This is a genomic window from Kitasatospora sp. NPDC090091, from assembly GCF_044747365.1.
Classification (GTDB): domain Bacteria; phylum Actinomycetota; class Actinomycetes; order Streptomycetales; family Streptomycetaceae; genus Kitasatospora.
In genome coordinates, this window is record NZ_JBIVDY010000011.1 from 133,738 (window position 1) to 155,991 (window position 22,254).

A 22,254-nucleotide genomic window follows, 5' to 3' on the forward strand; every position below is an offset into this window, starting at 1 on the left:
CAGCTTCGGCCGGGCGTACGGCCTCCGCCGGGCGTGCGGCTTCTGCTGCAGGTCCGGCCCCGGGCGCCGTCGGCCGCGCCGCCGCGGTCAGCAGACCGGAGTGGCGTTCCAGTGCTGGCGGAAGCGGCGCCGGGCCCGGTGCAGGCGGGAGCGGACGGTGCCGACCGGGAGCTGCAGGGTGCGCGCGATCTCTTCCTCGCTCAGGCCCAACACCCTGAGCGAGAGCACCTGTTGGTGCTGACGGGAGAGGCGTTCCAGGATGTCGTCGATGTGCACCACGTCCAGCGGGTCGGCGGTCTGCGTGACTTCGGGGAGCGCGTCCGCGGCGGAGGCCACCGAGAGCCGGGCGGCGCGCACCGCCTCGCGGACGGCGATGGCGCGCACCCAGCCGTAGAACGCCCCGGTGTCCCGCAGACCGTGCACACCGCGGTAGACCGCGAGCAGGGCCTCCTGGACGGCGTCCGGGCCGTGCCGCCTGGCGATCGGCGTGCACACCCGGGAGACGTAGGGCGCGATGTGGGCCAGCAGGTCGTTGACCGCCTGCCGGTCGCCGGCCTGTGCCCGCGCGAGCAGCTGTGCCGCGGTCGCGGCCGGGCTCGTGTCGACCGCCGTCAAGACGCGGCGCTCCCGGTCGACCCGCCGAGCGCGGCGAGCTCAAGGAGCGCGGACTGCACGTCGTCCCGGAGGGCCGCCATGAAGGGGCCGCTGAAGCACTCGGTCCAGTAGGGGAACTCCACCGCGAGGCGCCCGTCGAAAGTGGTCACACAGGCCATCAGCGGGCTGCGCCCGGCCTGCGGGAAGTACTGCTCCCGCGCCGGCACCAGCCGTACGTCGAGCAGTTCCAGTCCCTCGGGCAGCGGCGGCGCCGCGACGGCTCCCATGTTGGTGGCGATCACGGTGCCGGCCATCAGCGGCGGGAACTCCCCCACCCGGGGCATGATGCGCACCTCCAGCGACGGTTCGCCGTCCTCCAGGGCCCGGCGCAGCCCGCCGGTCACCGTGCGGGCCAGCTCCACCGGCCCGCTGTCCGGGGCGACGTCGAGCGCCTGGACGTTGGAGGTGACGGCGGCGATCATCAGCTCGCGCGGCACCGGGGGCGTCATCCGGGAGCGCAGGTCGACGGGCGACAGGCAGCCGAGCGTCCGCGGGCCCTCACCGGGCAGCCGTCGCCGGGCGGCGACCAGCAGGGCGCCGGCCACCAGGCCGTGCACCGAGACGCCGAACGCGGCCGCCGTGCTGCGCAGTTGGACGGTCCGTCCGGCATCGAGCCGCAGTCCGGCGATCTCGATCCGGCCGCCCTCGGCCCCGCCCGCGGCGTCGTAGGGCACCAGCTCGACCGGGCGGGCCTTGGCGGCGGCCACCCGGCGGTCGAAGTACCGGGCGACCTCCTCCTCGGGGCAGGGCGGCAGCTGCTCGGTCAGCGGCGCCGGCCAGTCGGTGCACCAGGGTTCCGGGGGCGTGCCGGGCGCGGCGAGCAGCTGCGCGTAGCGCTCCCAGAGGGCATGGTGCAGGGCGATGGCGCTGTGGCCGTCGGTGACGGTGTGGTCGATGACCAGCACCACGGTGTCGGTGCCGGCCCCGCGCAGCAGCGTGGCGCGGACCAGCGGGCCGCCCACCGGCAGCGGGGCGTTGAGTTCGTCGGCGTAGCCGTCGCCGGTGTTCTCCCGCACCACCAGGCGGGGCGGGGTGTCGAGCTCCTGGAGGACGAATCCGGCGTCCTCGCGGGCGATGCGGCAGCGCAGCGGCGGGTGCTTGGCGGTCAGGTCCGCGAAGGCTGCGGTGAGCACCTGCGGGTCGACCCCGCCCGACACCGCGCAGGAAATGACGGCCCGGCTCCGCTGGCCGACGTAAAGCGTTTCCACGGGGCATAGCAAGCGCTGCATGGTGAGCCTTTCGAGCTGTGGCACGGCGCACTGTTCGGTCCTACGGACGGCGAGCCGATCAGGTTCAACCGAATCCGGATTTCCGCAGCAAAATTCGTGTCCCCCGTAGCTGCGGCGGACCCGCCGAAGGGGTCCGCGCGCTCAGCTTTTCACCTGGTCACCTATGCGCCAAGGTCGCCTCCGAGACATGGCCGAATCGCGTCTTCCGGCGGGTTCTCGGCCAAATCCGGCCCGGCACGGGAGCCGGAGGTTCCACATCCGAGCTGGTCGAATGCATGTCTTGTCCATATTTGTCCCGCCCGCCACCACCCAAAGTTGACCTTGACCCGACAAGTTGGGCTCCTGATAATGAGGCCTGAATGATCACCGTCGCCAATGCATTCACCAGCGCGACGTCTCTCCACGCCGGGCCCCGTTCAGCCCGAATTCACCCTTCTCATTCTTGAGCTTTCCGCGGGCACGCCGGCAGCTTTCCCCGCGCGCCTCGACATCCTGCTCAAGCACACCGGTCGGTCTCTCCTGCGGTATTCCCGCTCCGCGCTGAAGGTTGGTGCAATGTCAGTCCACGAGGAAGAACTCCGGCCACTGTCGGGCGCCCAGGAAGGAATCTGGTTCGCCCAGCGGCTCGACCCGGCCAACGGCGCCTACAACACCGGCGAGTACGTCGAGATCCACGGCCGCATCGACCCGGCGCTCTTCGAGACCGCCCTGCGGCGCACGGTGGCGGAGGCCCAGACCTTCGCGCTGCGCTTCCGCGACACGCCGGACGGACCGTGCTGCGTGCTGCCCGCCGAGCCGGCCGACTGGCCGCTGCACCGGATCGACCTGAGCGCGGAGCCCGACCCGCGGACCGCGGCCGAGGCGTGGATCCGCGCCGACCTGGCCAACCCCGTGGACCTGGAGAGCGGCCCGCTGTTCACCCACGCGCTGTTCACGCTGGGCACCGACCACTACGCGTGGTCCCTGCGCGCCCACCACATCCTGCTGGACGGCTACAGCTACAAGCTGGTGGCCCGCCGGCTGGCCGAGACCTACAGCGCGCTGGCTGCGGGCAGCGAGATCCCGCCGGGTCCGTTCGGCCCGATCGGCCCGCTGCTGGAGGCCGACGCCGAGTACCGCTCCTCGGAGCGCTTCGCCCGGCACCGCGCGTACTGGACCGACCGCCTCGCCGACGCGCCCGCGCCGGTGCGGCTGAGCGCGCGCACCGCGCCGCCGGTCTACCCGTTCCGCCGCCGCGCCACCGTGCTGCCCGACGCCGAGGGCCTGGCGGCGGCCGCCGGCCGGTTCGGCGCCTCCCGCACCGACCTGCTGGTGGCCGCAGTCGCCGCCTACCTGCACCGGGCGACCGGCGCGGAGGACCTGGTGCTCGGGCTGGCCACGATGAGCCGCCTGGGCTCGGCCGCGCTGCGCACCCCGGGCACCACCTCCGACATCCTGCCGCTGCGGCTCACGGTGACCCCGGGCACCACCGTGGGCGGCCTGGTGCGCGAGGTCGCCGCCGAGCTGGCCGCCCTGCGGCGCAACCAGCTCTACCGCGGCGAGTACCTGCGCCGTGATCTGGGCCTGCTCGACGGCGGCCGGCGGCTGTACGGGCCGGTGGTCAACCTGATCCCGTTCAGCGAGGACCTGCGCTTCGCCGAGCACCCGTCCACCTCGCACCACCTCACCGGCGGCGCGATCGAGGACCTGCAGATCAACGTGCGCCCCGCCGAGGACGGTCCCGGGCTCTGGCTGGCCTTCGACGCGAACCCCGCGGTGTACACCGAGCAGGAACTGACCGCGCACCAGCAGCGCTTCGTGCAGCTGCTCGACCGACTGGCCACCGCCGAACCCGGCCTGCCGCTCGCCCGCACCTCCCTGCTGCTGCCGCACGAGCAGGCGCAGCTGCCCGAGCTCACCCCGGCGCCGCCGCTGCCCGCCGCCCTCACCGAAGCGGCCCGCGGCACCCTGCCGGCCCGGTTCGAGGAGCAGGCGGCCCGCGCCCCGCAGGCGCCGGCCGTCACCGACGAGCACGGCACCCTGGCCTACGCCGAGCTGAACGACCGGGCCAACCGGCTCGCCCGGCTGCTGGCCGCCCGCGGCGCCGGCCCCGGCCGCCTGGTGGCGCTGGCCCTGCCGCGCACCGCCGAGCTGGTCACCGCCGTCCTCGCCGTGCTCAAGGCCGGCGCCGGCTACCTGCCGCTGGACCCGGCCCAGCCCGCCGAGCGGCTGCGCCTGGTGACCGAGGACGCCGCGCCGCTGCTCACCGTCACCGAGGCCGGCAGCGCCGGGAAGCTGCCCGCGGACGGCCCGCCGCCCGTGGTGCTCGGCGCCCCGGAGGTCGAGCGGGAGCTCGCCGCGCTCTCCCCCGCCGACCTCACCGACGCCGACCGGACCGCGCCGCTCACCCCGGACACCGTGGCGTACGTCATCCACACCTCGGGCTCGACCGGCCGGCCGAAGGGCGTGCCGGTCCCGCACGGCAACGTGCTGCGGCTGTTCGCCGCCTCCGGGCACTTCGCGTTCGGACCCGAGGACGTGTGGACGCTCTTCCACTCCTACGCCTTCGACTTCTCCGTCTGGGAGCTGTGGGGCGCACTGCTGCACGGCGGCCGCCTGGTGGTCGTCCCGTACGCGGTCTCCCGTGCGCCGGGGGACTTCCTGGAGCTGCTGCGGCGCGAGCACGTCACCGTGCTCAACCAGACGCCCTCGGCCTTCCACCAGCTGGTGCAGGCCGACCAGGAGGCTCCCGCCGGGGCCGCGCCCCTCGCCCTGCGCCACGTCGTCTTCGGCGGCGAGGCGCTGGAGGCCGCACACCTGCGCCCCTGGCTGGACCGGTACGGGGACCGGCGCCCGGAACTGGTCAACATGTACGGCATCACCGAGACCACGGTGCACGTCACCCACCACCGGGTGACCCGGGAGGCGGTCGAGGAGCCCAACCCGCGGGGCACCATCGGCGTCCCGCTCGCCGACCTGCGGGTGTACGTGCTGGACCACTGCCTGCAGCCGGTGCCGCCCGGCACGGTGGGCGAGATGTACGTCGCCGGGCCCGGCCTGGCGCTCGGCTACCTGGACCGGCCGGGGCTGACCGCCCAGCGCTTCGTCGCCGACCCGTTCGGCGCCCCCGGCTCCCGGATGTACCGCACCGGCGACCTCGCCCGGCGCGCCGAGGACGGCACCCTGGAGTACCGCGGCCGGGCCGACCAGCAGATCAAGATCCGCGGCTTCCGGATCGAGCCGGGCGAGATCGAGGCCGCCCTGGTCGGTCACCCCGCGGTGGCCCAGGCGGCTGTCGTCGCCCGCGAACAGGGCGGCGACCGGGTGCTGGTGGCGTACGCGGTGCCGGCGCCCGGCGAGCGGCCCGACCCGGCCGCGCTGCGCGCCCACCTGGCCGGGCTGCTGCCCGAACACCTGGTCCCGGCCACCTGCGTGCTGCTGGAGGCGCTGCCGCTGACCGGCAACGGCAAGCTGGACGCGGCCGCGCTGCCGGCGCCGGACTTCGCCGCCGCGGCCGGCGGCCGGGCCCCGGACACCGCCGAACAGACCCTGGTCTGCCGGCTGTTCGAGGAGGTACTGCGCCTGCCGGAGGGCAGCGTCGGCCGCGACGACAGCTTCTTCGCCCTGGGCGGCCACTCGCTGAGCGCCACCCGGCTGCTCTCCCGGCTGCGCCTGGAGACCGGTCAACAGGTACCGGTGGCGGCGCTGTTCGACGCCCCGACGCCCGCCGGGGTGGCCGGACGGCTGACGCCCGGCGGTCCGCGGTCGCAGGCCCGCCCGCCGCTCGTGCCCACCGCGCGTCCCGAGCTGCTGCCGCTCTCCCACGGACAGGAGAGCATGTGGTTCCTCAACCGGATCGACGCCTCCGGCGCCACCTACAACATCCCCCTGGTGGTCCCGCTGGCCGGCGAGCCGGACGTCGAGGCGCTGCGGGCGGCGCTGGCCGACCTGGCCGACCGGCACGAGAGCCTGCGCACCCTGCTGGTCGGGACGGAGGGCCGGCCCCGGCAGCTGGTGCTGCCCGCCGGGGAGCGCGCCCCGCAGCTGACCGAGGTCGACTGCCCGGCCGAGGAGGTCGCCGCGCAGCTCACCGCCACCCTGCGCCACCGCTTCGACCTGGCGGGTGAACTGCCGCTGCGCGCCTGGCTGCTGGGCACCGGCGAGGACCGCGTCCTGGTCCTGGTCCTGCACCACTGCGCCGGTGACGGCTGGTCGCTGCGCCCGCTGGCCGACGACCTGTCCGCGGCCTACGCCGCCCGGGTCGCGGGCCGGGGCCCGGACTGGCGCCCGCTGCCGGTGCAGTACGCCGACTACGCGCTCTGGCAGCGCCGCCTGCTCGCGCCGCCGCCGGACGGCGCGGACCTGCTGGAGCAGCAACTGGCCTTCTGGCGCCAGGCGCTGGCCGGCCTGCCGGAGGACGCGGGGCTGCCCGCCGACCGGCCCCGGGGCGCCCGGCCCGGCGAGGGCGCGGCCCGCACGCTGACCGTGGACGCCGAACTGCACCGGGCGCTGGTCCGGCTCGCCGAGGACGGCGAGGCCAGCCTGTTCATGGTGCTGCAGGCCGCGCTGGGCGCGCTCCTCACCCGGTGGGGCGCCGGCCCGGTGGTCGCGATCGGCACGCCCGTCGCCGGCCGTACCGACCCGGCCCTGGACGACCTGGTCGGCCTGCTGACCAACACCCTGGTGCTGCCCACCGACGCCTCCGGCGACCCGGACTTCCGCACCCTGCTGGCCCGGGTGCGGGCTGTCGACCTGGCCGCCTACGACCACCAGGACGTTCCGTTCCCACTGCTGGTGGAGGCCCTCAACCCGCCCCGGCACCCGGCCCGGCACCCGCTGTTCCAGGTGATGCTGGCGCTGCAGAACGCGGGCGAGGCCGTGCTCCGGCTGGGCCCGACCACGGCGCCGCTGCGGCCCACCGCCACCGGCACCGCCAAGTTCGACCTGTTCCTCGACGTGGTCGAGCGGACCGACGAGCAGGGCGCCCCGGCCGGACTGGACTGCCACCTGGAGTACGCCACCGAGCTGTTCGACGCCGCCACGGCCGAGGGCCTGGCGCAGGCGCTGCACGGGCTGCTGGCCGCGGCCGCCGCCGACCCGGCGCAGCGGCTCGGCGCGCTGCCCGCTCCACCGCCCCCGCACGGTGCGGCCGATCCGGCCCCCGGCCCGGCGGCGCTGGAGCGCGCCGCACTGGCCGCCGGCGGGCTGTACGCGGCGGCCGCCGTCCGCGAACCGGACGGCCTGCCACGGCTGTTCGCGGTGCCCGCCCGCGCCGGGGCCGCCGAGCAGACCGCCCGGGCGCTCGGCACCGACGCCCGGGTGACCGCGGTCGGCACCCTGCCGTACGAGGCCGACGGCGCGCTGGACACCGCCGCGCTGCTGAGCCTGCCGCCGGTGGACCGGGTGACCGCCGAACAGTGGCAGCGCGCCCTGGCTGCGCTGCCCGGCGTCCGCGCGGCCACCGTCGGCCTGGAGGACGCGCCCGAGGAGCTTGGCACCCGGCGTCCGGCCGTCAACCGGCGGCGCCCGGTGGCGGAGCAGCCGGCCGAGGCCGCGGCCACCACGGACGCACCGCTGGCTGTGAGCACCGGCCCCGAGCTGCCGGAGCCCTCGGTGGACAGCTGGGCGGCGGCGCTGCGCCGCGCCGCCGCGGCCGGGGAGCACGCCGAGGTGGTGCACGTCCGCGCGGACGGCTCGGAGACCCGGCGCAGCTACGCCTCGCTGGTCCCGGAGGCCTCCCGGGTGCTGGGCGGGCTGCGCGCCCTCGGGCTGCGCCCCGGCGACCGGGTGATCCTGCAGTGCGAGGACACCGAGGACTACCTCGCTGCCCTGTGGGGCTGCATCCTGGGCGGCATCACGGCCGTCCCGCTGACCGTGCCCGCCTCCTACGAGGCCGCGTCGGCGGCGCTGACCAAGCTGGAGGGCATCTGGCGGATGCTGGACATGCCGCCGGTGGTCACCACCACGGCCGCCGAACCGGGGCTGCGCGGCCTGGCCGAGCGGCGCGGCTGGCCGCAGCTGCGGCTGGCCACCGTGGACGCGCTGCGCCGGGGCCCGGAGGACACGGACTGGTACCGGGCGCAGCCGGACGACCTGCTGCTGATGCTGATGACCTCGGGCAGCACCGGCCTGCCCAAGGCGGTGCGGCTGACCCACCGCAACGTGCTCACCCGATCGGCGGCCGCCGCCCTCACCAACGACCTGTCGGCCGCCGACGTCTCGCTCAACTGGATCCCGCTGGACCACGTGACCGGCGTGGTGATGTTCCACCTGCGCGACGTCTACCTGACCTGCCGCCAGGTCCATGCGCCGACCGGCTGGCTGCTCCAGGACCCGCTGCGCTGGCTCGACCTGGCCGACCGCCACCGGGTGAGCGTCACCTGGGCGCCCAACTTCGCCTTCGGCCTGCTGGCCGAGCACGCCGGCCGGATGGCCGGCCGCCGCTGGGACCTCTCGCCGATGCGGCTGGTGATGAACGCGGGCGAGGTCGTGGTGGCCGCCACCGCCCGCGGCTTCCTGCACGTGCTGCGCCCGTTCGGCCTGCCGCAGGACGTGATGCACCCGGGCTGGGGCATGTCGGAGACCTGCTCGGTGGTCACCGACGTCAGCCTGCCGGGCGAGCCGACCGGGGCCGACGAGTCCTTCGTCAGCTGCGGCCGGCCGTACCCCGGGTTCGCGATGCGGATCGTGGACGGCACCGACCGGGTGCTGCGCGAGGGCGAGGTCGGCCGCTTCCAGGTCCGCGGCACCTCGGTGACCTCGGGCTACCACGACAACGCCCGGGCCAACGCCGAGTCGTTCACCGCGGACGGCTGGTTCGACACCGGCGATCTGGCGTTCCTCCGCGCCGGTGAGCTGTACATCACCGGCCGGGCCAAGGACGTCATCATCGTCAACGGCGTCAACCACTACAGCCACGAGATCGAGGCCTGCGTCGAGGAACTCGCCACCGTGGTGCGCAGCTTCACCGCTGCGGTGGCGGTGCGCCCCGATCCGGCGGCGGGCACCGACGAGCTGGCGCTCTTCGTCCACCTGGCCGACGGGGTGGACGCCGCCGCGGCGCTGCGCGAGATCCGCGGCAAGGTGACGCGGGAGATCGGGGTGAGCCCGGCCCACCTGCTGCCGATCCCGGCGGCGGCGATCCCCAAGACCGAGATCGGCAAGATCCAGCGCACCCAGCTGCGCAAGCGGTTCGAGGCCGGTGAGTTCGACGAGGTGCTGCGGCAGGCGGAGGAGCTGCTGGGCACTGCCGCCACCGTCCCGGACTGGTTCCTGCGCCCGGTCTGGCAGCCCGTCCGGCCGAACCGCGCGCCGGGCGACACCCCCGGGCACACCCTGGTGCTGGCCGGCCGCGGCGAGCGGGCCGGCGCCGTGGCGGAGCGGGTGGCCGCCGGGCTGCGGGCGGCGGACGACCGCTGCACGGTGGTGACGGCGGGCCCCGGCTTCGAGCGCGCCGACGCGGCCCGCTACCGGGTGCGACCGGACCACGAGCCCGACCTGGCGCGGCTGCTGGACCGGCTCGCGCAGGACGGCCGCGCGGTGGACGCCGTGCTGCACCTGGGGGCGCTGGACGGCGCCGACCGCGAGCCCGACAGCGTCGCGGAGCTGGTCGAGGCGCAGCGCGACGGCGCCCAGTCGCTGCTCGCGCTGGCCCGGGCGCTGGCCGCCCGGGCCGGGCACCGCACCGCCCCGCTGCCGCTGCTCTTCGTCACCGCCGGTGCCCAGCCGGTGCTGCCGGCCGAGCGGGGCGGCTACCTGCACGCGGCCGCCGGCGGGCTGCTGCGCACGCTGCGCGAGGAGCTGCCCTGGCTCGGCGCCGTCCACCTCGATCTGGCGGCGGACGTCGACGCCGAGGCGGCGGCCGAAGCGCTGGTGACCGAGCTGGCGATGCCGCCCGGTGAGCCGGAGGTCGCCCACCGGTCGGGCGTGCGCCACCTGCGCCGGCTGGCGCCGCTGCCCGAACAGCCACCGGCCGGGCAGCTGCTGATCGAACAACCGCCGGCCGGGCAGGCACTGACCACGCAGCAGCCGGCGGCCGGGCGGGCCGCCGACCCCGACGCGCCCGGCTTCGTCCTGGTCAGTGGCGGCCTGGGCGGGGTCGGCACGGAGCTGGCCGCCCACCTGCTCCGCACGACCGGCACCCGGCTGCTGCTGGTCGGCCGCACCGCGCTGCCCGACGAGTCCGGCCGGGAGCGCGAGCCGGCCGCGGACGGCCCGGCCGCCGACCGGTTCGCCGCGTACCGGCGGCTGTGCGCGCTGGGCGAGGTCCGCTACGAGGCGGCCGACGTGACCGACCCGGTGCAGCTGCGGGCCGCGGTGGACCGGGCGCGTGACGCGTGGTCGGTGCCGCTGGCCGGCGTGCTGCACCTGGCCGGCGAGCGGGACGAGGCGCCGGTCACCGAACTGGACCCCGGGCGCTGGCGGTCCGCGCTGGCGGCCAAGGTCGAGGGCGGCTGGGTGCTGTACCGGCTGGCCGCGGAGCTGGACGCCTCCTACACCGCCTTCTCCTCGGTCAACGGCTTCTTCGGCGGCTCGCTCAACGCGTCCTACGCGGCGGGCTGCGCCTTCCTGGACGCGCTCGCGGTGTGCCACGGGCGCGACGGACGCCCGGTGCGCAGCCTGGCCTGGAGCGCCTGGAAGGGGCGCGGGATGAGCGAGGGCTACCGGTTGGCGGCGCTCACCGAGGCCCGCGGCTACCGCGCCCTCGATCCGGTGGCGGCCCTGCGCTCGTACGACCTGGCGGCCTCGACGGCCGAGCCGCACCTGCTGATCGGCGCGGACCGCACGGCGCCCTGGGTGCGCGCGCACCTGGCCGGCCCGGCCCGCCCGGTGCAGCGGCTGGCCGGGCGGGTGGTGCTGGCCGACGGCGCGGACCTGGGCGCGGTGTGCACGGGCGCCGGCGAGGCGGCCCGGAGGCTGGCCGTCGACGGGCACTGGGTGCTGCGGGCCGCCGGGTCCGCCGAGCCCGGCGCGTCCGGGGCCCCGGACGGCGCGGCGGACGCGGCGGACCGGCTGGAGGAGACCATCGCCGGGCTCTGGGCCGGGGTGCTGGGCCGGGAGCGGATCGGCCGGGAGGAGAACTTCTTCGACCTGGGCGGCAGTTCGCTGCTGCTGGTGGCCGCGCAGGCCGGGGTGAACGAGGCGCTGGGCACCGACCTGACGGTGGTGGACCTGTTCGGCCACCCGACGGTGCGCGACCTGGCCCGGCACCTCGCCGCGAGCGGCGTACGCACCCCCGACGGCACCTCGCCCGCCCCGGGCGGGCCGGAGACCGCCACCGGTGCGCCGGAGACCGCCACCGCCGGCCGGCCCGCCGGGCCGACGGCCCCGGGCGCCCCCTCGGCGCTGGACCGGGCCCGCCTGCAGAACCAGCGGCGGCGCACCGCACAGGCCGCCCGCCGTACCACCGCACAGCAGAAGGGCGACAACCATGGCTGACGAGCACCTGACCACCGACGACCCGACCACGGAGGACGACCCACCGCTGATCGCCGTGATCGGCATGGCCGCCCGGTTCCCGGGCGCGGCCGACGTCGCCGAGTTCTGGGCCGACCTGGCCGCCGGCCGGGACTCCATGCGGCAGGTCGGCGACGAGGAGTTCCTCGCCGCCGGCGGCGACCCGGCGGACCTGGCCGACCCCGACCTGGTCCGCACCGTCTCCGCCCTGGAGGGCATCGACCTGTTCGACGCCGCGTTCTTCGGCTACAGCCCGACCGAGGCCGCCGTGGTGGACCCGCAGCAGCGCCTGCTGCTGGAGACCGCCTACCACGCGGTGGAGGACGCGGGGTACGCCGGCGGCTTCGGCGAACAGCAGGTCGGGGTGTACGCGGGGGCGGGTGACAGCCGCTACTACCCCTCGCACCTGCACCCGCAGTACGCCGGCCGGCCCGGCTCGGTCGCCCTGGTGCACGCGGCCACCAGCAACTCGCTGGGCACCCTGGCCACCCGGGTCTCCTACGAGCTGGGGCTTACCGGGCCGAGCCTGTCGCTGCAGACCGCCTGCTCCACCGCCCTGGTGGCCGTCCACCAGGCCTGCCAGGACCTCATCGACTACCGCTGCGACACCGCCCTGGCCGGGGCGGTGTCGGTCAACCCCTCGGCCCTGCTGGGCTACCGCTGGGTGCCCGGCGGCCCGTTCTCGCCGGACGGGTACTGCCGGGCCTTCGCCGCGGACGCGGCCGGCACCTCCTCCGGCGACGGGGTGGGTGTGGTGGTGCTCAAGCGCCTGGAGGACGCGGTCGCCCACGGGGACCGGATCCGGGCGGTGGTGCGCGGCTCGGCGGTGAACAACGACGGCCGCCGCAAGGTCGGTTTCACCGCGCCGAGCCCGGCCGGCCAGACCGAGGCGGTGCTGGCCGCGCAGCTGGCGGCCGGCATCACCGCGGACACCGTCGGCCTGGTCGAGGCGCACGGCACCGCGACCGCGATGGGCGACCCGATCGAGGTCGCGGCGCTCACCGAGGCGTTCCGGCACAGCACCGACCGGCGCGGCTACTGCGCGCTGGGCTCCGTGAAGACCAACATCGGGCACCTGGGCGCGGCGGCCGGCATCGCCGGCTTCGTCAAGGCCGTCCTCGCCCTGGAGCACCGGCAGGTCCCGCCCAGCCTGCACTTCGAGCGGCCCAACCCGCTGATCGACTTCGCCGCCACCCCGTTCCGGGTCCCGACCGCGCTGGAGGACTGGCCGGCCGGCCCGCACCCGCGCCGCGCCGCGGTGAGCGCCTTCGGCGTGGGCGGCACCAACGCGCACGTGGTGCTGGAGGAGGCGCCGGCCGTCCCGGCGGACTCCCGGGCGCCGGAGCAGGCGCGCTGGCGGGTGCTGCCGCTGTCGGCCCGCACCCCGGGCGCCCTGCGCGGCCAGGCCGACGCGCTGGCCCGGCGGCTGGCGGACGACCCCGGGCTGCGGCTGGCCGACGTCGCCCACACGCTGACCGGCCACCGGCCGGGGATGCGGCTGCGCTCGGCGGTCGCCGTGCGCAGCGCCCGGGAGGCGGTCGCCGCGCTGCGCGCGCCGCTGCCCGAGCCGGTGGAGGTGGCGGACGGCGCACCGCGGCCGGTGGCGTTCCTGTTCCCCGGCGGCGGCACCCAGTACGTGGGCATGGGCACCGGGCTGTACCGCGCCGGCGGGGTGTACCGGGACGCGGTGGACGAGTGCGCCCGCATCCTGCGGCCGGGGCTCGGCGGGGACCTGCGCACCGCGCTGTTCGAGCAGGTGGACCCGGCGTCCGCCGAGGCGTTCCTGGCGCTGGTGGTCACCCAGTACGCGCTGGCCGCGGAGCTCGCCGAGCGCGGGGTGCGCCCGGACGCGATGATCGGGCACTCGCTCGGCGAGTACACGGCCGCCTGCCTGGCCGGGGTGTTCACCCCGGAGGAGATGCTGCCCCTGGTCCACGAGCGGATCCGGCTGATCGCCGCCTGCGGCGGCGCCACGGTCGGGGTGGCGCTGGGTGAGCAGCAGCTGCGGCCGTTCCTGACCGAGGGCGTCTCGTTGGCCGCCGTCAACGGCCCGGCCGCCTGCACGGCCGCCGGTCCGGTGGCCGCGGTGGCCGAGCTGGAACGGCGGCTGGCGGAGGCCGGGGTGACGTTCCGCCGGCTGCGGATGCCGGCCGCGGCGCACTCCGCCGTGCTGGACCCGGCGCTCGGCGAGCTGGCCGGGCACCTGCGCGCCGTCCCGCTGCGCCCGCCGCGCATCCGGTACGTCACCGACGTCACCGGCGACTGGGTCACCGACGCGCAGGCCGGCTCGGTGGAGCACTGGGTCGCCCACACCCGGCAGACGGTGCGGTTCGCCGACGGCGTCCGGACGCTGTGGGAGGGCGGCAACCCGGTGCTGGTGGAGATCGGCCCCGGGGACACCCTGCTGAAGCTGGCCGGCTCCGCGCTCGGCGAGCAGGCCGCGGTGGTGGGGGTGACCACGATGCGGCACGCGAAGGCCGAGAGCCCGGACGAGCAGGTGCTGGCGGCCGCGCTCGGGCGGCTGTGGAGCGCCGGCGTGGCCGCGCTGCCCGGGCCGGACCCGGCCGAGCAGGTGCGTCCGGTCCCGCTGCCCGGCTACGCGTTCGACCGCCGGCGGTACTGGATCGACGCCCCCGGGGCCCGCCCGGCCGGGGCGGCGGACGCCCCGGCCGGGACGCCCGCCGGACGCTCCCCGCGCCCGTACCTGACGACCGAGCAGGTGCCGCCGCGCACCCCGCTGGAACAGGCGGTCACCGAGGCCTGGGAGGTGGTGCTGGGCGTCGAGGGCATCGGCGTCGACGACAACTTCTTCGACCTGGGCGGCGACTCGATGCGCGGCGTGCTGCTGGTCGGCCGGCTGCGCGAGGCCGGGGTGCTGGACGTGCCGGCCGCCGCGCTGCTGTCGGCCCCGACCGTGGCCCGGCTGATCACGGCCGCGGGCCGCGGCGGCGGTCCCGAGGCCTTCGCGCCGCTGCTGCCGCTGCGCGCCGAGGGTGAGCAGAACCCGTTGTTCTGCGTGCACCCGGGGGCGGGCGTGTCCTGGCGGTACTCCGGGCTGCTGCCCCACCTCGGCGCCGACCAGCCGGTCTACGGCATCCAGGCCCTCGGGCTGGACGGGCGGCGTTCGCCGGCCGCCGACGCCGCGGCGATGACCGACGCGTACGTGGCGCTGGTGCGCGAGCAGCAGCCGCACGGCCCGTACCGGCTGCTCGGCTGGTCGTACGGCGGCTTCGTGGCGCACGCGATCGCCTGCGCCCTGCAACGGCAGGGCGAGCAGGTGGAGTTGCTGGCGATGCTGGACGCGCCGCAGCCGTACGGCCTGCACTGGACGCCGGAGCAGATCGAGTCCCAGGTGGCGGCGCTGCTGCTGCGGGTGGCGGGTCTGGAGCCGGGTGACGGAGCGCCGCCGGCCGTGGCCGGGGTGCTGGCGCGGCTGTCCGGGGCCGACGGCGGGACGTCGCCGGTGACCGGGGCGGAGGCCGAACGGATCGCCGAGGTGATGCGCAACAACCTGCGGATCGCGCCCGGCTTCGCGCCCGGGGTGTTCGACGGCGACGCGCTCTTCTTCACCGCCGGCGCGGACCTGCCCGCCCCGGACGGGGCGGACGACCCGTCGCTGGCCCCCGGCAAGGCCGAGGCCTGGCGCGCGTACATCACCGGCACCCTGCACGACCGTCCGGTCGCCTGCAGCCACTACGGCATGACCGAACCCGAGCCGATGGCCGAGATCGGCGCGGTGCTGGCCGCCGCGCTGAAGTCGTGAACGACCTTGTGAGACAGGAGAGAACCGTGTGCAGTCCGTTCGAGGACCGCGGCGACGAGGCGTCGCACCTGCTACTGGTGAACGCCGCAGGTGAGCACTCGCTCTGGCCGGTCTTCGCCGAGCTCCCGGCCGGCTGGCGGCAGGCCATGCCGGCCGCCTCCCACCGCGCCTGCCTGGCCGCCGCCGAGCGTACGGCCGCCGCCACCCGCCCCGCCACCATCCACGCCGGTACCACCACCCGAGGAGTCTCCCGGTGAGCCAGCCGAGCCAGGTCCCCTTCGCCGAGAAGGACCTCTACGAACTGGGCGACGCCCCCGAGCTGGGGCGGACGCCGCGGCGCATGTACGCCTCGCTGATCCGCCAGGAGCGCTACGGCCGCCCCGCGGACGCCTTCCGCACCGAGGTGGTGGACGTGCCGCCGATCGGCCGCAACCAGGTGCTGGTGAAGGTGATGGCGGCCGGCGTCAACTACAACAACGTCTGGGCGGCGCAGGGTTACCCGCTGGACGTGATCGCGGCCCGGCAGAAGCAGGGCGCCACCGAGGACTTCCACATCGGCGGCTCCGACCTCTCCGGCGTGGTCTGGGCCACTGGCGAGGGGGTGCAGCAGTTCCGGCCCGGCGACGAGGTGGTGGTGCTCGCCAGCACCTGGGACGAGCACGCCGAGGACATCCGGCTCGGTGCCGACCCGGCCACCTCCGCCAGCCAGCGGGTGTGGGGCTACGAGGAGAACTACGGCTCCTTCGCGCAGTTCGCGGTGGTGGGCGACTACCAGCTTCACCCCAAGCCCGCCCGGCTGTCCTGGGCCGAGGCCGCCTGCTACCTCGCGACCGCGGCCACCGCCTACCGCCAGCTGTTCGGCTGGGAGCCGCACGCGGTCCGGCCCGGCGACCCGGTGCTGATCTGGGGCGGTGCGGGCGGTCTGGGCAGCATCGCGATCCAGCTGGTCCGGCACGCCGGAGGCATCCCGGTGGCGGTGGTCTCCAGCGCGGAGCGCGGCGAGTTCTGCGTCCGTCTGGGTGCCAAGGGCTGGATCGACCGGCGCGACTTCGACCACTGGGGGCGCCTCCCGGACGCCACCGACCAGGAGGCGACGGCCCACTGGCTCAAGGGGGCCCGGGCGTTCGGCCGCCGGTTCTGGGAGGTGCTGGGCGAGCGGCGGGCGCCGCGGATCGTGCTGGAGCACTCCGGCCAGGACACCATCCCGACCTCGATGTACCTGTGCGACAACGCCGGCATGGTGGTCATCTGCGGCGGCACCACCGGCTACAACGGCGACGTGGACCTCCGGTTCCTGTGGATGCGGCAGAAGCGCCTGCAGGGCTCGCACGTGGCCAGCGCCCGGGAGGCGCGGGAGGTCTCCGCGCTGATCGCGCAGGGGCACATCGACCCGTGCCTGTCGCGCACCTTCGACTTCGAGGAGGTCGGGCTGGCGCACCAGCTCATCCACGACAACCAGCACCCGCCGGGCAACATGGCCGTGCTGGTCAACGCCGGACGCTAGCTCCTGTCCGGCTCGGGGGGCATCGCCGTCCAGCAGAACACCCCGTCGCCCGCGGCGCCGACCCGTACCAGCGCCGCGGGCGGCGGTGTGCCCGGCGCTCCCGGCAGGCCCGGCAGGCGCGGCCGCAGGCGGAAGGCCCGCGGCCGGGCGCCGGCCGGCAGCGGGTCGGCGTTCAGACGGGCCACGGTGAGCGCGCCGAAGGTCTCCGGCTGCAGGCCGCAGAGCAGTTTGAAGGCCGCCTCCTTGGCGGAGAACAGGGCCAGCAGCCGGTGCTCCGCCGTCGGCGCACCGGCGTCGCCGACCCAGGCGCGCTCCGGCCCGGTCAGCACCAGCCGTGCCGCGGCGGCCGGCAGCCGGCGCAACTCCAGGTCGCAGCCGACCGCGGAGTGCCGGTCGAGCGGTGCGGCGACGGCCACCGCGAGCCCGGCCGAGTGGCTGATGGACAGCGTCCAGCCGGCCGGCGCCAGCGGTCGGCGCCCGGCCCGCCCGATCTCGCCGACCGGGCCGCCGGCCGCGCGCAGGGCCCGCCGCGCCGCGCACCGGCCGGCCAGGAACTCGCGGCGCCGGGTCGGCGGCATCCCGGCCGCGGCCTGTGCCTCGCTCGGCCCGGCGGGTGCGGCGTCCAGGGGCTCTGCACCGTCGGCCCCGTGGGCCCAGCCGTCCCCGTCGCCCCGGCCGTCCCCGTCCCCGTCGGCCTCGGCCACAGCCCAGCCCAGGGACAGGCCGTGGGCGGCCAGTGCAGCGCGAAGCGGCGGCAGGTCGTCCAGGACCTGCCGCCGCACGAGCTCCGCGGTCACGCCCGGAGCAGCTTCTTGACGATCTTTCCGGCCGGATTGCGCGGCACCTGCTCGATGAACTCGATCCGCGCCGGGCGCTTGTACGGCGCCAGCCGCTCGGCCAGGTGGCGCTGCAGCTCGGCGCGGCCGGTCCCCGCCCCGGCCACCACGTAGGCCAGCGGCACCTCGCCGTAGTCGGCGTCGGGCACGCCGACCACGGCCGCGTCCTGCACCGCCGGGTGCTGCAGCAGCGCCCGCTCGATCTCGGACGGGTAGACGTTCTGCCCGGCCCGCAGGATGAGGTCCTTGGTGCGGTCGACCAGGTGGATACGGCCGGTCCGGTCGATCCGGCCGAGGTCGCCGGTGCGGATCCAGCCGTCCGCCGTGGTGACCTCGGCGGTGGCGTCCGGGTTGTGCAGGTAGCCGTGCATGACGCCCGGCCCGCGCACGACGATCTCGCCGATCGCCTCCGGCTCCACCTCCCGCCCGTCCGCGCCGATCGCGCGCACGGACATGCCGGGGACGACCCGGCCGGCGGGGATGATCTCGCCCACCGCGTCCGGGGCCGGGTGCTCCTCCGGGCCGAGGGTGACGAACGGGCCGCCGACCTCGGTCATCCCGTAGACCTGCCGGAACCCGCAGCCCAGCCGCTCGGCGGCCGCCACGTACACCTCGCGGGGCATCGGCGCGGCGCCGTACATCACCTCGCGCAGGGTGCCCAGCTCGGTGCGTTCCACGGCCTTGGCCTGCAGCATGAAGCGCAGCATCTGCGGGACCAGCCAGATGTGCGTGGCGCGGTGGGTCTCGACCGCGGCCAGCGCGCGCTGCGGGGTGAAGCCGGGCATCAGCACGGCGGTGGCGCCGGCGGCCAGGTAGGTCAGCGTGACCACCATGCTGCCGTGGTAGAGCGGGCAGCAGTTGACCAGCACCATGTCCTCCGCCGGCCTGCTGACGGCCAGCCAGCCGAGCGCGATGGCCCGGAACGACTGCTGGTCCACCACCACGCCCTTCGCCCGACCGGTGGTGGCCGAGGTGTGCAGGATCGCGACGGGGTCGGTGTCGGCGACCTCCGGAAGCTCGAACTCCGCGGCGTCCGCGCCGAGTTCCGCGAAGGCCGGCTCGTCCAGGGCGATCCGCCGGGGCGCCGGGAGGCCGGCGAAGCGCTCCAGCAACGCCGTCTCGCCGATCAGCGCGGCCGGCTCGACCCGCTCCACGATCTCGGCCACCTCGGGCACCGTGAGGCTGTGGTTGAGCGGGACGAACAGCGCGCCGAGCCGGGCCAGCGCGAAGTAGGTCTCCAGCACCTCGACGCGGTCCAGCGAGAGCACCACCACCCGGTCGCCGGGGGCGACGCCGAGAGCCGCCAGCCCCCGGGCGAGGCGGACGGTGCGCTCGTGGAACTGGGACCAGGTCACCGAGCGGTGCTCGTCCACCAGCGCCACCCGGTCGGGGAAGCACTGCCGGTTGCGGTCCGTCAGCTGGCTGAGCCACATCACGCGCCGCCGGACTGCAGGGCGGCGCTCCGCTCCTCGACGAAGCGCTCGTAGTCACCGATCGTGGCGAGCTTCTCCATGTCCTCGGCGGTGACCTCCACACCGGTGCGCTGCTCGATGAGCAGGACCAGGCGCACCAGGTCCCCGCTGTCGATGCCGCTGGCCGCGAGGTCGACGTCGTCACCGATGCCGTCGGTGTACTCCGAGGTGCCGGTCAGTTCCACCAGCATCGACCTGATCAGGCTCATGGTTTCCCTTTCGCTGTGCGCTCGTTCGCTTCGTGCGCCGGTTCACTCCGCCCTCGGCCCGTCCGCCGCGAGCGTGGCTCCTGGCACTGCTCTCACCTCTGGAAGGAGGGACGCCACCGGCCTGGCACTCCCCACCCGGCGAGTGACCTTCGTCACGCCACGGATCCGCTGCCCCGGGGGATAGCCCGCGCCGATCGGCGCCTCTTTCTGTTTCGGAGGCGCCGGTCGCGACGACGCGGCGCCCGGACCGGCAGGGGAGCTGAGGGAGTGGCCAACATGACCGGCGGGCATCAGCCGACGCTTCGGGCGCCGGCCACCGGGCGGGGCGAGCAGAGCGGGCAACCACGCCAGGACGAGGAGGAGTTGCTCGCACAGTTCGAGGCGCTGGTGGCGGCCGGCGAGACCGTCGAGCCCCGCGACTGGCTGCCCGACGGCTACCGGCGGATGCTGATCCGGCAGATCGCCCAGCACGCGCACTCGGAGATCATCGGCATGCAGCCGGAGGGCGCCTGGCTGACCCGCGCGCCGTCCCTGCACCGCAAGGCGGCCCTGCTGGCCAAGGTGCAGGACGAGGCCGGGCACGGCATGTACCTGTACTCGGCGGCCGAGACCCTGGGCGTGGACCGCGCCGATCTGCTGGACGCACTGCACCGCGGCCAGCAGCGCTACGCCGCGACCTTCGACCACCCGGCGCTGACCTGGGCCGACACCGGCGCCATCGCCTGGCTCACGGACGGCGCCGCGGTGGTCAACCAGGCACCGCTGACCCGTACGTCCTACGGCCCCTACGCGCGGGCGATGCGACGGGTCTGCCAGGAGGAGGCCTTCCACGTGCGGCAGGGCTACGACCAGTTGCTGTCGCTGAGCCGGGGCACGCCGGAGCAGCACCGGATGGCCCAGGACGCGGTGAACCGCTGGTGGCTGCCCGCGGTCGCGCTGATGTTCGGCCCACCGGACACCGAGGCCGGCGGCGCGGGCGTGGCGGTCGGTTCGGCGGTCTCCCGGCGAGCGATCGCCTGGGGCATCAAGCAGCACACCAACGACGAACTGCGCCAGCGCTTCGTGGACCTGGTGGTGCCGCAGGCCGAGAGCCTGGGCCTGACCCTGCCGGACCCGGCGATCCGCTGGAACGCCGGGCGCGGCCACCACGACTTCGGCCCGATCGACTGGCCCTGCTACCGGCGGGCGCTGGCGGAGGGCACCCACTGGGCGCGGCGGCGCCTCGCGCACCGGGAGGCGGCCCACCGGGACGGCGCCTGGGTGCGGGAGGCGGCCGAGGCGTACGCGAGCCGCGGCGGCGACGAGACGGTGGAGGTGGCGTCATGACCGGCGGCAACGGCGGCGCGCCGGCGTCCTGGGAGGTGTTCCTGCGCGCCAGGCGCGGGCTGGCACACCAGCACGTCGGCTCGGTCCGCGCGGCGGACCGGCAGCTGGCCCTGGCCACCGCACGGGACCTGTTCGCCCGCCGCGGCGAACCGCAGTCCCTGTGGGTCGTCCGCTCGGACCAGGTGCACGCGGTCTCGCCGCAGGAGAAGGACCCGTACTTCGCCGGCGCGGCGGCCAAGCCGTACCGCTACCCCGGCCACTACGCGCCGCTGGGCGGCCCCGAACCGGCCGAGCACTCCGAGCCGTCCGATCCGCCCGAGGCGTTCGAGGCGTTCGAGGCGTTCGAGCCTTCCGCGTCGCCGGAGTCGCCGGAACCGGCCGATTCAGCGGAGTCGCCGGAGCCGGCCGGGTCCACGGAGGGAGCGGGCCGTGACCGCTGACACGACGGCCGGTACCGCCGCCGGGGCGACGGTGGCGCGGGAGCAGGACCTCGCCCGCTGCGCGCTCGGCCTCGGTGACGACGCACTGATCCTGGCCCAGCGGCTGTGCGCCTGGATCACCCGGGCGCCGGCCATCGAGGAGGACCTGGCGCTGTCCAACATCGCCCTGGACCTGCTCGGCCACGCCCGGGTCCTGCTGACCATGAGCGGCCACCTGGACGGCACCGGCCGCAGCGAGGACGACCTGGCGTACCTGCGCGACGGACGCGAGTTCCGCAACACGCTGCTCACCGAGCTCCCGGGCGGCGACTTCGCCGTCACGGTGGCCCGGCAGCTGCTCTACACGCACTACGCGCGGTTGTACTACACCGAGTTGGCGAGCTGCGCGGCCCCCGGGCTGGCCGCGTTCGCCGGGCGCGCCGCCACGGAGGTGGGCTACCACCGGGCGCACGCCGACGGCTGGACGGTCCGGCTGGGCCTGGGCACCGCCGAGAGCCGCCGCCGGATGCAGGACGGCCTGGACCTGATGTGGCCGTACGCCGCCGAGTTGTTCGAGGCGGACGAGGCGGTGGCGCGGCTGGACGCGGCGGGCCTGGTCCCCGCCCCGGACCGGGTGCGCGAACGCTGGCAGCGCGAGGTGACCGAGGTGGTGTCCCGGGCGGGCCTGTGCGTGCCCGAGCCGTCCTGGTCGGCCGGCGGCGGCCGGGACGGGCGCCACTCGGAGGAGTTCGGGCTGCTGCTGGCCGAGCTCCAGTCGGTCCACCGCCAGTACCCGGGAGGTGTCTGGTGAGCACCCCGGAACCGGCCCGCGCGGGCGCCACGGCCACCCGGCCGCCGCAGCCGCCGGAGCGGCGTCCGGCCGAGCAGCTGCCGGCCGATCCGCGACCGGCCGAACTGCCACTGGCCGAACTGCGCTCGGCCGTCGAGGAGTTGCCCGATCCGGAGCTGCCCATGGTGACCCTCGGCGATCTGGGCGTCGTGCACGCGGTCCGGACCGGCGCGGACGGCACGCCGGAGGTGGAGCTCACCCCGACCTTCCTGGGCTGCCCGGCGATGGAGGTCATCGAGCAGGCGGTGCGCGGTGTGCTCACCGAGGCCGGCCACCCGGCGGGCCGGGTGCACCGGGTGCTGGTCCCGGCCTGGAGCACCGACCGGATCACCGAGCGGGGCCGGCGCCGGCTCGCCGAGCACGGGATCGCCCCGCCGGGCCGCCCGTCCGGGGCCGGGGCCCGGCAGGTGACGCTGGAGCTAGGGCCGTCCTGCCCGCACTGCGGCTCACCGGCCACCCGGCCGCTGAGCCCGTTCGGGGCCACCCGCTGCCAGTCGATCCTGCTGTGCACGGCCTGCCGCGAGACGTTCGCGCAGTTCAGGGCGGGGTGAGGCGAA

12 protein-coding genes and 1 pseudogene are annotated in these 22,254 nt (G+C 76.0%); 8 read left to right on the top strand and 5 right to left on the bottom strand.

All coding sequences use genetic code 11. The features are described 5' to 3' along the window. Positions 1 to 87 precede the first annotated feature (87 nt). A complete protein-coding gene (locus tag ACIPSC_RS20490; RefSeq protein WP_400827316.1) occupies positions 88 to 615 on the bottom strand; it encodes an RNA polymerase sigma factor in 528 nt (175 codons plus the stop codon). Next, complete coding sequence (locus ACIPSC_RS20495) at positions 612 to 1,862, bottom strand: protein kinase (protein WP_400827317.1); 1,251 nt, start codon at positions 1,860 to 1,862, stop codon at positions 612 to 614. Before ACIPSC_RS20495 ends, ACIPSC_RS20490 begins: the two co-directional genes overlap by 4 nt. Before the next feature lie 576 nt (positions 1,863 to 2,438). Between ACIPSC_RS20495 and ACIPSC_RS20500 the strand changes: the two genes are divergently transcribed. The 4 genes from ACIPSC_RS20500 (at position 2,439) to ccrA (ending at position 16,585) form a co-directional block, all read left to right on the top strand. Then, complete coding sequence (locus ACIPSC_RS20500; RefSeq protein ID WP_400827318.1) at positions 2,439 to 11,300, top strand: amino acid adenylation domain-containing protein; 8,862 nt, start codon at positions 2,439 to 2,441, stop codon at positions 11,298 to 11,300. After that, complete coding sequence (locus ACIPSC_RS20505) at positions 11,293 to 15,081, top strand: type I polyketide synthase (protein WP_400827319.1); 3,789 nt, start codon at positions 11,293 to 11,295, stop codon at positions 15,079 to 15,081. Before ACIPSC_RS20500 ends, ACIPSC_RS20505 begins: the two co-directional genes overlap by 8 nt. 26 nt (positions 15,082 to 15,107) lie before the next feature. After that, a complete protein-coding gene (locus ACIPSC_RS20510; RefSeq protein WP_400827320.1) occupies positions 15,108 to 15,338 on the top strand; it encodes an MbtH family protein in 231 nt (76 codons plus the stop codon). A gap of 83 nt (positions 15,339 to 15,421) precedes the next feature. Then, complete coding sequence (ccrA, locus tag ACIPSC_RS20515; protein WP_400827498.1) at positions 15,422 to 16,585, top strand: crotonyl-CoA carboxylase/reductase; 1,164 nt, start codon at positions 15,422 to 15,424, stop codon at positions 16,583 to 16,585. Here the strand turns inward: ccrA and ACIPSC_RS20520 are convergent. From ACIPSC_RS20520 to ACIPSC_RS20530, 3 genes are read right to left on the bottom strand one after another with little or no spacing between them, the layout of a single operon-like run. After that, positions 16,582 to 17,382 (bottom strand): 4'-phosphopantetheinyl transferase superfamily protein, encoded by an 801-nt coding sequence (locus ACIPSC_RS20520; RefSeq protein ID WP_400827321.1) that lies wholly within the window; start codon positions 17,380 to 17,382, stop codon positions 16,582 to 16,584. The two genes, ccrA and ACIPSC_RS20520, sit on opposite strands and share 4 nt — an antisense overlap. Beyond that, a complete protein-coding gene (locus ACIPSC_RS20525; protein WP_400827499.1) occupies positions 17,379 to 18,854 on the bottom strand; it encodes a class I adenylate-forming enzyme family protein in 1,476 nt (491 codons plus the stop codon). Before ACIPSC_RS20525 ends, ACIPSC_RS20520 begins: the two co-directional genes overlap by 4 nt. Continuing rightward, positions 18,854 to 19,102: an acyl carrier protein gene (locus tag ACIPSC_RS20530; RefSeq protein WP_313766810.1), complete on the bottom strand. Its 249-nt coding sequence runs from the start codon at positions 19,100 to 19,102 to the stop codon at positions 18,854 to 18,856. Before ACIPSC_RS20530 ends, ACIPSC_RS20525 begins: the two co-directional genes overlap by 1 nt. A 276-nt stretch (positions 19,103 to 19,378) precedes the next feature. Here ACIPSC_RS20530 and paaA point away from each other — a divergent pair, with 276 nt between their 5' ends. The 4 genes and pseudogenes from paaA to paaD all read left to right on the top strand — a co-directional run bounded on the left by paaA (position 19,379) and on the right by paaD (position 22,248). Next, complete coding sequence (gene paaA / locus ACIPSC_RS20535) at positions 19,379 to 20,428, top strand: 1,2-phenylacetyl-CoA epoxidase subunit PaaA (protein WP_400827323.1); 1,050 nt, start codon at positions 19,379 to 19,381, stop codon at positions 20,426 to 20,428. Then, a pseudogene (paaB, locus tag ACIPSC_RS20540) lies at positions 20,425 to 20,700 on the top strand (1,2-phenylacetyl-CoA epoxidase subunit PaaB); the annotation flags it as partial. The gene paaA and the pseudogene paaB, both read left to right, overlap by 4 nt. 157 nt (positions 20,701 to 20,857) lie before the next feature. Continuing rightward, a complete protein-coding gene (paaC, locus tag ACIPSC_RS20545; protein ID WP_400827324.1) occupies positions 20,858 to 21,658 on the top strand; it encodes a 1,2-phenylacetyl-CoA epoxidase subunit PaaC in 801 nt (266 codons plus the stop codon). Between the two features lie 77 nt (positions 21,659 to 21,735). Next, positions 21,736 to 22,248, top strand: a complete 513-nt coding sequence (paaD, locus tag ACIPSC_RS20550) for a 1,2-phenylacetyl-CoA epoxidase subunit PaaD (RefSeq protein WP_400827500.1) — start codon at positions 21,736 to 21,738, stop codon at positions 22,246 to 22,248. The last annotated feature ends 6 nt before the right edge of the window (positions 22,249 to 22,254 follow it).